The sequence below is a fragment of the Synechococcus sp. PROS-9-1 genome (assembly GCF_014279775.1).
Classification (GTDB): domain Bacteria; phylum Cyanobacteriota; class Cyanobacteriia; order PCC-6307; family Cyanobiaceae; genus Synechococcus_C.
This window is the reverse complement of sequence record NZ_CP047961.1, coordinates 1,141,004-1,154,547: the sequence shown is the minus strand read 5'-3', so window position 1 is coordinate 1,154,547 and position 13,544 is coordinate 1,141,004. Positions and strand designations below refer to the sequence as shown.

Sequence of the window (13,544 nt, the reverse complement as noted above, 5' to 3'; positions counted from 1 at the left end):
ATATAAACAAACGCATGCTGTCACCTCCATATCCAATGATATGGAGGCTTTTTATTGCATATATTTTAAAGCAGTCATTTGCCCCTTCGCTGTGATAATTTATTGGCCTTGTCTATTTCTTGATAAGAACCATTTGATTATTTTATGTCAAGCGCTTGGTAAGGCCTGAGCTAGAACCGTGGTTACTGCCGTATCGACACTAAGAACTCTTCTCCCTAGATGTATAGATCTTGCAATCTTTGAGGTAGCCAGTTCAACTTCAAAAGGAACGAACCCACCTTCAGGACCGATCAGGACAACAGCAGGTGTTGAAGCAATATCAAGTTCAATAGCTGATTTGGCTGCATTCATGTCTGTAATCCAGCAGTTGCGATTAGCACATAGATGGGACAATTGGTCTTCAACAAATGGTCGAAACCTTTTATGTAAGTGTACATTGGTCATCAATGTATCTTTTGAGCGCTCCATGCCAGCCATCAGTGCATCATCTATTTTTTCTGGTTGTAATAGCGGGCTCTGCCAGTAGCTTTTTTCTACTCTTGCACTGTTAACTAAATGTAGATTTTCTACCCCATACTCCGCAATTGTACGCAAAATACGACGTAACATTTTGGGGCGTGGTAAAGCAAGAACGATATCAAATTTATGCCTAGATGGCGCATTTTCGTTTAGGATAACCTTGAGTTTCACGACTTGTGTATCAATGCATTCGACAATGCCATATCCGCAACTTCCACCTACCAGGCCAACTTTCAAGGATTGTCCAATGCTTGGATTTAAGATTTTCAGAATATGTGTTAAGCGATAATCACTGATTAGGGCTGTATTTGAATCATGGATGAAATCTTGTTGTTTGAGAAGAATAATATTCATGGAGAATGAGAAGTCTTTTCAACGTTGAACAACTCTGCTGCTCTTATTCACTTTACGACTTGGAGCCAAGCACGCTGAATTGGTAGTTATGCAAGGAAGGTCGCTGCAAGGATGGCTGCTGCACAGATGGCTGCTGCACAGATGGCTGCTGCACAGACAATACGGTCTGGATTTTGGAGATCACAACAACCTCATTGAGATGCTGCTTGTACAACCTATGGTGATCAAACGAAAATGGCTGAGTATGCCGTGGGTTCTGTTGGTTGCTAATGGGATTTGATCCTCGGCGTTGGTCGTCAGCGGCTGAACCGCGTCGTCGTCAGACCGTTACAAGCAACGTTGATGCCCTCTTGGCCGAAAATGACAGTCTGCGTAGGCAGGTGCTGCAGCTGAAACGCCAGCTTGATTTGCTTCGTCAGCGTCAATGGACACCATCCCAGTCAAGACAACAACAGCGCTCAGATGCGCGCAGACAAGAGCATGGAGAGACAATCCCATCTGTCTCCCCTGAACAGGTTGAACGATGGGGAGAAGCCCTCGCAAAGCAGCAGGGTTGGAATGCCCTTCGCCTCAGTGAACTTGAACATCTAATCGCTGCCTTGAATCGCGCCAGTTTTCACCCTCATCTCAATCTTCAACAGCGGTTGGATCGGCTGATGCCTGGCCTGGGTACTGATTTATTTGTTGCCACGCTTAAGCCGATCACGAAAAAACGATGTGCAGTGCTTGCAGCTTTTGCTCTGTATGGAATTAGGTCTCGTGAATGGCTTGACGAAGACCCTCAACGGGTGGTCATTGAATTAAAAAACAGACAACAGAGCTCGCGTAAAAATCGCAGAACCAGGTCTGATCAGCGCGCTTCTGATCGTCACTCTCAGTCCTACGGCAGAGACAACAACCCCTCAGAGTTTTCGATCAGCGAGGCACTCCACGTTTTAGGCCTCAAACCTGGTGCATCGCAAGACTCTATTAAAAAGTCCTACCGCCGTTTAGTCAAACAACATCACCCTGATATAGGCGGATCAGCTGAAGAATTCCGGAAGCTCAATGAGGCATATCAGCAACTCATAATGAATAGCTGAATGGACCTAGTGTGATGTTAACTATATCGCGATAAATCCATAAGGCCCACCTGATCATGTTGAATCATAGGGACGTTTGGTTCTTGATGCCAAGAGACGATTCTACTTAAAAAAGCTTAGACCAATCCGTACGATTCTTCGCGATACTGTTCAAGTGATCAAAGTTGAGGAAGTTTATCTAATTGGAGAACGTGAGGGGTGCACTAGTCTCTTAATTCCTATTTTGCTGACGCAGCGGCAGACAAGTACAGGCTTTCGGGTTGCAGAGGCAATGCTCATTAAATACAGTTCTTATAATCTTCTTCAATTAAAGATAGGCTTGAGAAATGCAGCCAGTTTAGTTTGTATTATTTTCTATTCAATTTTTCCCAAGCGTCGCTGTGACGAAATGCTGGCCAAGCCACAAAGTAATAAATGAATAGTGGGAATAATGAATATTCAGGATGTACATACGAACCATACAAGAGCCAATACCCTCCTAATGCTATTGGTAGAGCAATCAGTCGTGGTCCATTTCCATAATCATCTTCGGCCCAGCGTGCACTTAGCGCTTTACCTACAATCCAAGGTGATAAAATAAGTAAAAATGACCAGTGGATTAGCAACCGATAAAGATTCCAGAAAGGCTTGAAAAATAGTGAAACTATCAGGAATACGGTTAAGTACGAAAAGATCACTGATTTGCTAAAGCTGCTTGTCTATAATAGCTCTGTGAATACCAAGAAGCTATGGTGTCGATGGGCACCATGAATTGATGAGCCATAGGTCTCAATGTCTTCAATTTTAAATTATATCATTTACTTCTAAACAATATTAGTTGGTACGATTGATTGTTGAGGTCTTGGAATCTTGAGTAAAGATCAGCATTTGTGTTGAGAATCAAATATTTCGAATGGATGAGTCAAAAATTGCTTATTATGTTAAAAATAGTTGTTTACGAAATGGGAATCCAATTAAGCAAGAAAAGTAGTATTTTTATTCTTGATTAGCTTATGAGTATCTATTAATTTGTGGAGAATTGAATCTGATGTCTAACAGCTGGAAAGATATTGAGAATCATTGGATTCAACTCAGAGATCAACCATTGTTCAGTTTGAGTACACCCTGCATATTGATTGATAAAGATGGAGATTTGTTTGAAATAAATTTATGGGGGTTGACAGGCCACATAGAAATGCCTTCAACAATGTCAAATTCGCAGATAATTGAATATCTTGAAACCGCCATGCAGATAGGAGTAGAGGCTACAAAGGTGAAAATGCTGGATACTCATCAAAGCAACATTCTGAGCTTTTTTGAGGAACTAGATTTGATTAAAAAGCAGGCACGTAATGATACTTTAGGTCATATTGATGACATCCTTTATGCGATAAATGTTGCATCCAATGGTTTCAATGCAACCCCACGAAAAATGTTAATTGTTCAAATGGGTGAGTGCAGAGCAGATTTGTTATTGGTTTCACCTCCTTCTAACGATGGGCGAAGGATGGATTCTTCCCAGTAAATAGCTTCCATATGTTCTTTAACTGTTTCTTATCATGCTTATCAAATAGGTAAGCTATACACAAACTATTTTCGATACTCCTGATAAAATGAGAAATCCATTGACAGCAAACAATGTCACCTGATCTAATAGGGTACATTGCAGCATTTCTAACGACATTGAGCTTCTTTCCACAAGCTCTCAAAACGCTTCGCAGTAGAGATACGCATTCCATCTCACTAAGAATGTATTTGCTATTTACTACCGGTGTAATGTTCTGGTCAATCTATGGGTGGATGGTAGGTGATGGTCCGGTGTTAATTGCAAACCTAATTACATTAGTTCCCGCAGTAATAGTACTCGTTCTCAAGCTGTCGAATTATTTATAGTCTATACGTAAATTTAAAATTTCTTTATTGGACCAGTGATTTAATAATATAAGAATGCCTAGCTAACAACGTAGACTTTTTTCGGTTTCGATTGAGTCCTTTCCTCTACAAGGAAGAAATCAGCCCACATGCAAACAAGGAAATAAAATGTTTCGAGTGCGCGTATTTGTTCGTCTGAGCCTGGTTTTGTATATTTAAAATCCATAAATATTCTGTCTGCTATAGCTTGTTGATTCCTGCACCTTTGTTCAATAGACATGGTTTAATTTAGTCCTTTTTTGACTGTGGCCAAATCTGAGGGCTGTGCCAGCACTAAGACCGCTTCTGCCGTGATCGAAGCAGTGAAAGCAATCAGCGAACAAAATGCTGATGAGCGATTGGCCATGCCCTAGACCTATTAAATCTCAATAATTCTACATCAAACTTTATATGATGTTGATAGGTGTTTATACTTGCTGAGCTGGATCATCACGCAATCGGCTGGTCACTCAAAATTCTGTCCTAATGTCTGCGTCTCATAGAGCCATGACTGGACCCTGAAGCAGATCCATTGGGCATCTGAATGACAATGATCATTAGAAAAATGGTAACGACCAAATGCCTTCCCGTTATGACACCATCTTCTCGATGGTTGCAGGAATCCAGTCGGAAACTGCTAGGTCGGGTCTCTTAACTAGTGCAAAGCAAGTTCCTGCATTACCACGGCAAATCCGAAGTGTGTTATCAAGTCCTGTGATATCTAGCCAAGCAGGAAACGATTGATTGATTTTAGTAAGTAATTTAGGTCTCCAACCATTACGAAGAGATGGACCAAGCCAACCACCTTTTTTAAATTGTACGCCAACTTGATTGGAACTGTTGATTGATAGCTCAGCTTCAACAGCAATGCCTGCCACTGCACCAATGGGTGAACTTAAACGCAAAAGATTGACACCTTTTTTCTGTTCTGGATCAAGAATCTGCAGGTTTTCTAGCCAATTGGCTTGTTTCAGCCATGGCTGGGTTGAGCTACTCCATCTCAATTCCCATACTCCTTTAAGTAGCAACAGATCAGATTCAAGATCTACGTTCGAATTCGTTTCAATCTGCATGATCAATGAAGGAATCAAACCATTCCCAGGATCTGAGCGCAGAAGCTCCATTAATTGATCTGTGCAATTCATTAAATTAGTTCAGGATGATTTGGGTCGCCTTTAAAAGGACCGATGGTCCAACTTGTGATCCATCCTCCATAAAAGGTTCCAGGCTGTGGGAATACCTTTTCACCTTCCAAAATACAAGCATCAACTAATTGGGGGTACAGACTGATCCAGTCCTCAAGGAGTGCAAAACGCTCCGTTGGTTTCGGATAACTCCATCCAGCACGTGGTCGGAGCTCAGACCCATCGGCTTTACTTAGTGACCAGTACTCTGCCACTCCCTTCCATTCACAAAATGTGGCCCTTCCAGTGGTCTGATGGAGCGATCCCTTGATAAAAGCGTCTTGATGGATATAGATCGTTGGCGGATGAAAGGTTTCGCACACACGTACGTAGCGGTTATCCTCAGCAATAATCTCATCGGCAACACGAACTGAGACGCCGCCATTGATGAGTTCAACCAATGGCGGCCTTGGGTAGTTGGATACTCTTTCTTCAGTTGGCATTTAGGCACGTCACCATTTACTACTTTAGGCATTATTGATGCTTGGTTGTGGGTTTACCTTACATCGTTTTTGTTATTCATTTGCCAATTGTTTCTTTAGCAAGGTTTTGCTTGTCAATTAACAAAGTAGTATCCCAAAATTTCTCCAATTGTGGATACTAGTGAAATGAAATTAATCAGCATGTTGCTCGTATTGTTCTACTTTTTGTGAGTCTGTCTAGACGGGATTCATCGTTTTTTTCAGACGGTAATTGATCAACCAATGGCGAGATGCCTATGGATAAGACCTAGTTATTCGCTTTTGATACTTATGATCGCTACTGTCCTGTGTAATATCTATTTATAGCTGAATCATGTAAGTTAACCACTTATGCTTGACATCTTTAGCGCTTCTCTATCGGTTTCCGAGTGAATCCTGAGCTCACGATCAATTTGAAATCGCAAAAGATTTCTCTTGTTTAATAGCTCAGGACTCTGCAGGGCCTTTGGCTGATGATCTGCATGGGTATCGGTGATCAATGCTCCTTTCAGCATGGGATCAGTTACGTAGCCTTTGCTTTTTAACACTTCGAGCATTGATGAGACAGTCGTTCTCAAAGTTGGCTGTTTCGCTTACAGTCAGTAGCACCAAAGTGTTATGAGCACCTAGTATTTCTTATGGAACAAGTCATTGGCTTCCACACGGATTGAACGTTGGATTGGGTTTTAAGATATTAAATATACCAAAGCTATTTACAATCTTTTTAAAGATTAGACGTCCGAAATGAACATAACTGTTGAATGGTTTGATTGAATAGAGTTTTTAGTGATTAAGCTAAGAATCGTATTGGAATTCTATTACTTACTCATTTCAAGCATTCGCTCAATTGGAGCCAATGCTCTGATTCGTAGGTCTTCGTCCATTTCAATCTTAGGCTCAAGCGTCTCCAGACATTGCCATAGTTTTTCAAGGTTATTCATCCGCATGTAAGGGCATGTATTACAGCTACATCCGTCCAGGCCTGGTACGTCGAGGAAGGTTTTATTGGGAACCATCTTCTGCATTTGATGCAATATACCGGGCTCAGTGAGCACGATAAAAGTGTTTGCAGAACTCGATTGTGCATGCGCCAAGAGTTTGCTGGTTGAGCCTATGAAATCCGCTATATCAAGTAGGTTTTCCATGCACTCAGGGTGAGCAATCACTTCTCCGTAGGGGTGTTGAAGCTTAAGTTTTAATAAAGCCTCTTCGCTAAATGTTTCGTGAACGATGCAGCGTCCTTGCCACAATGTGAGTTCACGCCCACTTTGCCGTTGGACCCAGCGTCCCAGGTTTTGATCTGGGGCGAATAAAATAGGTTGATCAGACGGAAGTTGATTAACAAGGTCAACGGCATTGCTGCTAGTGCATATTAAGTCACTTTGTGCTTTTACAGCTGCGGTGCAATTAATATAACTGACAACAAAATGTTCAGGATGCTTGGCTTTGAATGCCTCAAATTCATCGGCTGGACAATCATCTGCTAGTGAGCATCCTGCGTCGCTATCAGGCAACAGGACAATCTTGTCTGGACTTAAAATCTTTGCTGTCTCTGCCATGAAATGTACGCCGCAAAATACAATTACATCTGCATCTGTGCTGGCTGCTTTACGTGAGAGTTCTAGGGAATCACCAATAAAATCAGCGATATCTTGTATTTCTGGTTCCTGGTAATAATGCGCCAATACGATGGCGTTGCGATCCCTTCGAAGCTGGTTGATTGCGCTGACCAGATCACCGGGAGTATCTTTCATGATCCTGTTCCCTAGCTCTGTCTCAGGGTTGATTTCAGACATTCTGGCCACATCGGGCAGGATGTTGAAAGCTTAGGCACCACTCCTGACCAGATTGCGCCTCGCCATAGCCGGAGACCTTCATGGTGACTGGACCTGTCACGACGAACAGCTGCTCGAGCAGTTGCGGCCTGATGCTCTGTTGTTCGTGGGCGACTTGAGTGATGGTGATCTGCGCTTAGTGAAAGCCATTACGCGTTTGAAGCTCCCCTGCGCCGTGATCCTTGGTAATCACGACCGAGGGAGAGATCGCAGTGGTGAACGTCTGCGACAGCAGATTTCCATGTTGGGGGATCTCGACTGTTCCTGGAAGTTGCGCAATTGGTCGACTCCAGAAGTTGCCATTGTTGGCGCCCGTCCATGCAGTTCAGGAGGTGGTTATCAGCTGTCTGAAGCGGTGCAAAGTGTGTTCGGCCCAGTCACTGAGCAGCAATCGGTTGATCGGATCGTTCAGGCGGCGTCAGACGCACCCGACGACTGGCCACTCGTGCTTCTCGCCCACAGTGGACCCACTGGTCTTGGTTCTGATGCGTCCAGCATCTGTGGTCGGGATTGGAAACATCCCCACATTGATTGGGGCGATCGTGATCTTGCGATTGCTGTTGAGACCCTGCGCCGCCGGCGAGCTGCTGATTTGGTGGTGTTTGGCCACATGCATCACAGCCTCAGAGGGGGGAAGGGAGAACGGATGACATTTCATCGTGATCGTTATGGCACCGCCTACGTCAATGCCGCGTGCGTTCCACGATCGGGATCAGACGAAGCGGGACAGACTTTGATTCATTTCACCTGGGTTGAATTTGAAGGTCGTCAACTCAGTCTTGTAAGCCATCGCTGGTTCCATCCGAATGGAACGCTTGCCTACGAGCAAACGTTGTTGAGGCAACCCAGTGAAAGCTCTAGGTCATGCTGATTTATGTCTGCCTAAGCAGTCATGGTTTTGGACACGCTGCACGACAAGCCACTGTTTTGTGCGCTTTGCATCAGCTTCGTCCGTCCTGGAGGCTTGTGGTCAGCTCCCTGGTCTCTGCTGATTTTCTGAAGCTGGTCTGCGGTGCTGTGCCCGTAGAGCAACGCCTTGTTGGTTGGGATGTGGGAATGATTCAGGCCGACGCGCTCGGCGTGGATCAAGAGAGAACCCTGGAGTCCTTGAAGGCTCTGGATGCTCAGTTGCCACAACGTCTCGATCAAGAGGCTGCCTGGCTTGCTCAGCAGAACACCCCAGTTCTTGTTGTTGGTGATATCCCACCGGCAGCAGCAGTACTGGCTGAAAGGCTCGGCGCTCCTTTGGTTTGGATGGGTAATTTCGGCTGGGATGACATTTATGAACCCCTTGGTGGACGATTCACCGAATACGCAGCATCAGCACGCGCTCAATACCGGCAGGGGTATCTGCTGTTGCGCTGCCCTTTTTCACTGGCGATGCACTGGGATATAGACGAGCAGGCGTTAGGTGTCACCGTCTCTGCCTTGCGCGAACTTCCTGGCCCATTGCGTCAACACTTGGAACACATCCAGCAACCTCTCGTGCTTGTTGGATTTGGGGGCTTGGGTGTCGCGATTGACCCTGCCTTATTTCGTCTTTGGCCCCATCATCATTTTCTGATGCCGGCCCCCGTGGCTCCTCATCTGCGTGCCAACTTTCAATCTGAGGGCAATGTCACTCTTTTGCCCGAAAGTGTTCGGCCTTTTGATGTCATGCCTTTTTGCGACCGACACTTAGGCAAGCCTGGTTACAGCACGTTTTGTGAAGCGTTAAGCCAAGACCTAGGGATGCATGTCGTGGAGCGTGAAGGCTTCGCTGAGGCTTCCGTGCTCATGGATGGCCTTCGTCTGTATGGACAACACAGGATTCTCAGTCGCCATGCTTTCAATCAAGGTGAATGGGAACTCGATCAACAACTTGTCGATGCAATCCGCCCGATTGCTTCAAAACAGGGTGCTGAAGAGGCAGCAAAGGCTTTGGCCACGGTGGCATCGAGCACAGTTCAGCACGTCTGATTGTTGCAATTACTTTTTTTAATCTCTGCCGAGATGGTCGGTGCGCTCTGGCTTTGGCGCATGATGCGTCCCACATGAGTCTTGGCAGTGACTAGGGGCAATTGCTCATCTGTCACATCAGCTCTTGGGTCTCTCGAGCTCGTTCGTCAAAGTTCCTGTTATTGAGCCAATTTCGTTCAATTTCGTTTCTATTTGATATTTCGAGTGCCGCCTTATTGCGGACTGTTAATCTCCCTTTCCGGTCAATCTTGCTTCTTTGACACGTATGACTGTTCTTGCGAAAACCGTTTGTCGTCTCCTTCCAGCGGCTCTCGCAAGTTTTGGTCCAGCATTCATGGCTTCTCAGTCTGCTGAAGCTGCTGTAGCTGCGATGCCAACGCTTCAAGCATCACGCTCTGGACTGATGACTTCAAGAGATCAGTCTGTCAGTGCCCTCCCATACATCATTACCCCAGAGCGACGGGCTCTTCTCAATACGATCCGCTTCGCTGAAGGAACCTGGAAAAACGGTCTCGATATTGGTTATCGCGTGATGTTTGGCGGGGGGCTGATGGGGTCGATGGATCGCCATCCCGATCGCGTCATTTATTCCTCTCGTTATGCGAGTGCTGCGGCTGGTGCCTATCAGTTCATGCCATTCACCTGGGATCTGGTGAAGCGCAGTTTGGGGGTGAAGGGTTTTGGACCTGAAGTTCAAGATCAAGGTGCTCTGTTCCTCGTTCAAAGACGAAAAGCTCTGCGCCTCACAGATGTTGGCGTGATGACACCTCAGCTCGCGGCGAAGCTAGCTCCGGAGTGGGCCTCTTTCCCTACGCTTCGCGGCCGCAGTTACTACGGCCAGCCTGTAAAACGTTTCGCCAATCTTCAATCGTTTTATCAGGTCAATCTGAGTCAGCTGCGTCAGATCAGAGATCAACGCCAAGAAGCTCTCAACGATGACATTGGCAGCAACGGGCCCAAAGCCCCTGTTTGCACAGGACCAACGATTCTTTGTGGCATGCCCCTATCAGGATCTTGATTTAATGGGGGCCATTTATTTGTCATTTTCTTCTGCCAATTTTCGGCCAACGATTGTTTGGGCGATCAGATAGGCACCCACCATCCCTCCAACGAATCCCATCCCGTTGCGAACGAGCGGCAACAGATCGCTTGTTCGTGTGACCACCGGTGCGATGCCAAACACGCCAAACAACATCACCCATAAAGGAGACAACAGGAGTACCCAAGCCCAGGCGATACGTTCACCCTCTTTACGCGGATAGGCAGCAAATCCGGCGATTAAGCCACCAAGCACCGAAGTGGCCAAAGTTAAGAGCCATTGTTCCCGCGGCAAACCCGGAACAAACTGACAACCGCCTCGATCCAGGCAAAGTTCTACGGCTCCGATTGTCGCCAAGAGTGAACCGTCCTCACCGTTGTCGCGGACGTAAAACTGATTTCCATAACGCGTTTGCAGCTCCACCCACCAGGTCCGCGGCATTAAGGCAAAAAAGGCATCGCCCACGTTGAAATTGAGCAAATTCCCACCGCGAGGATCACCAATAATCAACAAACTCCGTTCATCGAGGCCCCAAAACTCTTTAACGGCGAGACCAGGAGTCTTTTCATACTGGGTAAGAACTCTCAGTTTCCAGCCACTGCTCTGTTCAAACGCATCCAATGACGTTTCAAGCTCTTTGAGTTGATTGTCACTAAAGGCGTGAGCCAGATCGATCACCGGGGTTGGATGGTCGGGAAGTAGCTCTGGGTTGTCAATCGCCTGGACTGGACTTGCGACGAGAAGCAACAGAAATAAGCTGAACAGCGGGAACAAAAATCGTGTGAAGCGCGGTTGTGTTCCCATAGCTCTGTCGCATTACAGGCATTCTCCTCAATGACAGGCCCTGCTGCGCCCTGCCCTTTATGGCTTCACCAGCGTTTAAAGCAATTAGGCGGTTCCGTCCCCTTCTCCCAGTTCATGGCCTGGGCTTTGCATGACCCTAAACATGGGGCCTATGGCAGTGGCCAACTGAAGATTGGCAAGGGAGGTGACTTTGTGACGTCAGCCACCCTGGGTCCTGATTTTTCAGCCTTGATGGCTTGTCAGCTTGTCCAGTGGCTTCGAACTCTCGCTCTGAACCACCCAACGGAAACCCTCTCCATCGTTGAAGTTGGGCCTGGTGAAGCGGAGTTGAGTTGTGATCTCATCGACTATTTGAGCGAGCAGCTTCCCGACCTGGTCCATCGACTTGAGCTCGTTTTGGTTGAAGCCAATCCAGGGATGGAACAGCGTCAACGCAAACGGATAGAGCAGCACCAGGGGTCAGGGGATTTCAATAAACTCTTTCGGAAACGCTGGAGCTCTTTATCAGAACTCAAGACCAGCCCGGTGATAGGTGTCTTGATTGCTCATGAGCTCCTCGATGCCTTTCCGGTGGAGCGCCTTGAACTGAACGACGGACGGCTGCATCGTCAAACCGTTCAACTGCAAGATGAAAACAATGGCGATCAGGGTCTGCACTGGGGAATTGAACCCATCCCTCAGACGCTTCAAGAGCGCATGAACGCAACGTTGTCAGCAACACAGATTGCTTTGCCTCCAGAGGACGCTGAGGACGGATGGACCACGGAATGGCATGACGAATGCGCCAATTGGTTCGCAGAGGCGTCTGAGGCTTTAATCGCGGGCCATCTCCTTGTTGTTGACTATGCCCTCGAGGCACATCGTTACTACTCCGCTCAACGCAGAGAGGGGACTCTCATGGCCTATCGAAACCAACGAGCCAGTAACAACGTCTTGGTTGATGCAGGCAAACAAGACCTCACGGCTCATCTCTGTCTTGAGACCATGGTGCATCAAGCCACTACCAATGGTTGGACCCTGGAGGGGCAGTGCCGACAGGGTGAGGCTCTACTGGCCTTAGGCCTTGCTGAGCGATTCAGCAGTCTTCAACAGCTTGCGGGCCACCAACTCGCTGAGGTGCTGCAACGTCGTGAAGCTCTCCTGCGTCTCGTCGATCCTGCCTGCCTTGGGGAATTTCGATGGCTGTCGTTCCTGCGATTCAACCCGTTGTTCCCAAATTCAGGAACTGGTGAGCGGAGTCAATTCCTGCAAGAGCCTTCAGACATCAGCGCAACGATGCCAGGCAGGCTTTGATTTCATCACTGCTTACGTCATCCACGATCGACACAGCACCGATACGTGTCGGAAGCACGAAGCGAAGACGACCGTTGCGGACTTTCTTGTCGCCTTGAAGCGTGCTTAAGACCAGATCTGGATCGAGATCAGGCCATTGGCTGGGCAGTCCAGCACTTTGAATCAAACGTTTCTGACGTTCAGCATCGGTTTGGGGCAAAACACCGCGCTGCACGGAGAGTGAAGCCACCGCCACCATGCCAATCGCAACCGCTTCGCCATGGAGCCAGGTGCCGTATCCAGTCAGTGTTTCGACCACATGTCCAAACGTATGGCCGTAATTGAGGATGGCCCTCTGACCACCCTCTTTTTCATCAGCAGCGACAACGAGTGCTTTGGCTTGTGCAGACCGTTCGAGCATCGTTTCCAGCAGCTCGGTGGAAATCGAGAGAGGGTCGTCAAAGCCGGCGGATCGCTCGAGCAAGTCGAACAATTCTGAATCTCCAATCATTCCGTATTTGATCACCTCAGCGAGACCAGCCTTGAATTCGCGCACGGGAAGGGTCTGAAGCGTGTCTGGATCAATCATCACCAGCCTTGGCTGATGAAAGGCGCCGATCAGATTTTTACCGCCCGGATGATTCACACCCGTCTTTCCGCCAATTGCGGCATCCACCATGGCCAATAGCGTTGTCGGAACCTGCACTACTCCGATTCCGCGCAGCCAGCAAGAGGCTGCAAACCCAGTCATGTCTCCAACAACACCTCCACCTAAAGCGAGCATCAATGACTGACGCTCCAACCCTTTCTCTTTTGCAGCATCAAGGATCGTGCTGAAAGTGTTCAATGTTTTTTGATCTTCCCCTGCGGCAATCGTCAGCAAACTGGCTTTAAATCCCTCCTGAGTGAGGCTGGACAGACAGCGGCCTCCATAGGGCGTAGCAACATCTGCATTGCTGACTACCAGGATTTTGGTGTTCGGGCGAATCCCGATTCGAAGCAATTCAGCGCCGAGATGATCCACACCTCCGCAGTTGATCACGACGTCATAAGGATTGTGTTCGAGCGCCACGCTGATACGTCTTACAGCTACCGCTGATGTGGAGCTCGGTTGGGATTGGGTCATGCCGCCCGCTGTGACGGAT

At 47.3% G+C, this 13,544-nt stretch carries 14 protein-coding genes; 8 read left to right on the top strand and 6 right to left on the bottom strand.

Features of this window, described 5'->3' with window-relative positions:
• Nucleotides 1-147: 147 nt before the first annotated feature.
• Complete coding sequence (locus tag SynPROS91_RS06085) at nt 148-873, bottom strand: 16S rRNA (uracil(1498)-N(3))-methyltransferase (RefSeq protein WP_186515640.1); 726 nt, start codon at nt 871-873, stop codon at nt 148-150.
• A 269-nt stretch (nt 874-1,142) separates the two neighbouring features.
• Here SynPROS91_RS06085 and SynPROS91_RS06080 point away from each other — a divergent pair, with 269 nt between their 5' ends.
• From SynPROS91_RS06080 to SynPROS91_RS06065, 4 genes are all read left to right on the top strand, one after another.
• On the top strand, nt 1,143-1,955 hold the full coding sequence (locus SynPROS91_RS06080; RefSeq protein ID WP_186515639.1) for a J domain-containing protein: 813 nt from the start codon (nt 1,143-1,145) through the stop codon (nt 1,953-1,955).
• A 76-nt stretch (nt 1,956-2,031) separates the two neighbouring features.
• Nucleotides 2,032-2,373, top strand: coding sequence for a hypothetical protein (locus SynPROS91_RS06075; RefSeq protein WP_186515638.1), 342 nt, complete (start codon nt 2,032-2,034; stop codon nt 2,371-2,373).
• Between the two features lie 609 nt (nt 2,374-2,982).
• The gene (locus tag SynPROS91_RS06070) at nt 2,983-3,459 is read left to right on the top strand and encodes a hypothetical protein (protein WP_186515637.1); all 477 of its coding nucleotides are present in this window, start codon (nt 2,983-2,985) and stop codon (nt 3,457-3,459) included.
• Nucleotides 3,460-3,572: 113 nt separating this feature from the next.
• Nucleotides 3,573-3,827, top strand: a complete 255-nt coding sequence (locus SynPROS91_RS06065) for a SemiSWEET family sugar transporter (protein WP_186515636.1) — start codon at nt 3,573-3,575, stop codon at nt 3,825-3,827.
• Between the two features lie 608 nt (nt 3,828-4,435).
• Here the strand turns inward: SynPROS91_RS06065 and SynPROS91_RS06060 are convergent.
• The 3 genes from SynPROS91_RS06060 to nadA all read right to left on the bottom strand — a co-directional run bounded on the left by SynPROS91_RS06060 (nt 4,436) and on the right by nadA (nt 7,244).
• Entirely contained in the window at nt 4,436-4,969 is a 534-nt protein-coding gene (locus SynPROS91_RS06060; protein WP_255439631.1) for a PAP/fibrillin family protein, read from the bottom strand.
• 20 nt (nt 4,970-4,989) lie between these two features.
• On the bottom strand, nt 4,990-5,472 hold the full coding sequence (locus SynPROS91_RS06055; RefSeq protein ID WP_186515634.1) for a DUF427 domain-containing protein: 483 nt from the start codon (nt 5,470-5,472) through the stop codon (nt 4,990-4,992).
• A gap of 836 nt (nt 5,473-6,308) precedes the next feature.
• Nucleotides 6,309-7,244 (bottom strand): quinolinate synthase NadA, encoded by a 936-nt coding sequence (nadA, locus tag SynPROS91_RS06050; protein WP_255439989.1) that lies wholly within the window; start codon nt 7,242-7,244, stop codon nt 6,309-6,311.
• Nucleotides 7,245-7,338: 94 nt separating this feature from the next.
• Between nadA and SynPROS91_RS06045 the strand changes: the two genes are divergently transcribed.
• The 3 genes from SynPROS91_RS06045 (at nt 7,339) to SynPROS91_RS06035 (ending at nt 10,302) form a co-directional block, all read left to right on the top strand.
• Nucleotides 7,339-8,196 carry a TIGR04168 family protein gene (locus SynPROS91_RS06045; RefSeq protein WP_186515632.1) on the top strand — a complete coding sequence of 286 codons (858 nt, stop codon included), beginning with the start codon at nt 7,339-7,341 and terminating at the stop codon, nt 8,194-8,196.
• Entirely contained in the window at nt 8,190-9,284 is a 1,095-nt protein-coding gene (locus SynPROS91_RS06040) for a hypothetical protein (RefSeq protein WP_186515631.1), read from the top strand. The genes SynPROS91_RS06045 and SynPROS91_RS06040 overlap by 7 nt, the downstream gene beginning before the upstream one ends.
• Nucleotides 9,285-9,549: 265 nt before the next feature.
• Nucleotides 9,550-10,302: a glycoside hydrolase family 104 protein gene (locus SynPROS91_RS06035; protein WP_186515630.1), complete on the top strand. Its 753-nt coding sequence runs from the start codon at nt 9,550-9,552 to the stop codon at nt 10,300-10,302.
• A 15-nt stretch (nt 10,303-10,317) separates the two neighbouring features.
• Here the strand turns inward: SynPROS91_RS06035 and SynPROS91_RS06030 are convergent, their stop codons facing one another.
• Nucleotides 10,318-11,127 carry a TPM domain-containing protein gene (locus tag SynPROS91_RS06030; protein WP_186515629.1) on the bottom strand — a complete coding sequence of 270 codons (810 nt, stop codon included), beginning with the start codon at nt 11,125-11,127 and terminating at the stop codon, nt 10,318-10,320.
• Between the two features lie 30 nt (nt 11,128-11,157).
• On the opposite strand from SynPROS91_RS06030, the gene SynPROS91_RS06025 reads away from it, so the two are divergent.
• Nucleotides 11,158-12,420, top strand: a complete 1,263-nt coding sequence (locus tag SynPROS91_RS06025) for a class I SAM-dependent methyltransferase (RefSeq protein ID WP_186515628.1) — start codon at nt 11,158-11,160, stop codon at nt 12,418-12,420.
• Here the strand turns inward: SynPROS91_RS06025 and aroB are convergent.
• Nucleotides 12,392-13,525: a 3-dehydroquinate synthase gene (aroB, locus tag SynPROS91_RS06020; RefSeq protein WP_186515627.1), complete on the bottom strand. Its 1,134-nt coding sequence runs from the start codon at nt 13,523-13,525 to the stop codon at nt 12,392-12,394. The genes SynPROS91_RS06025 and aroB overlap by 29 nt on opposite strands.
• Nucleotides 13,526-13,544 lie beyond the last annotated feature (19 nt).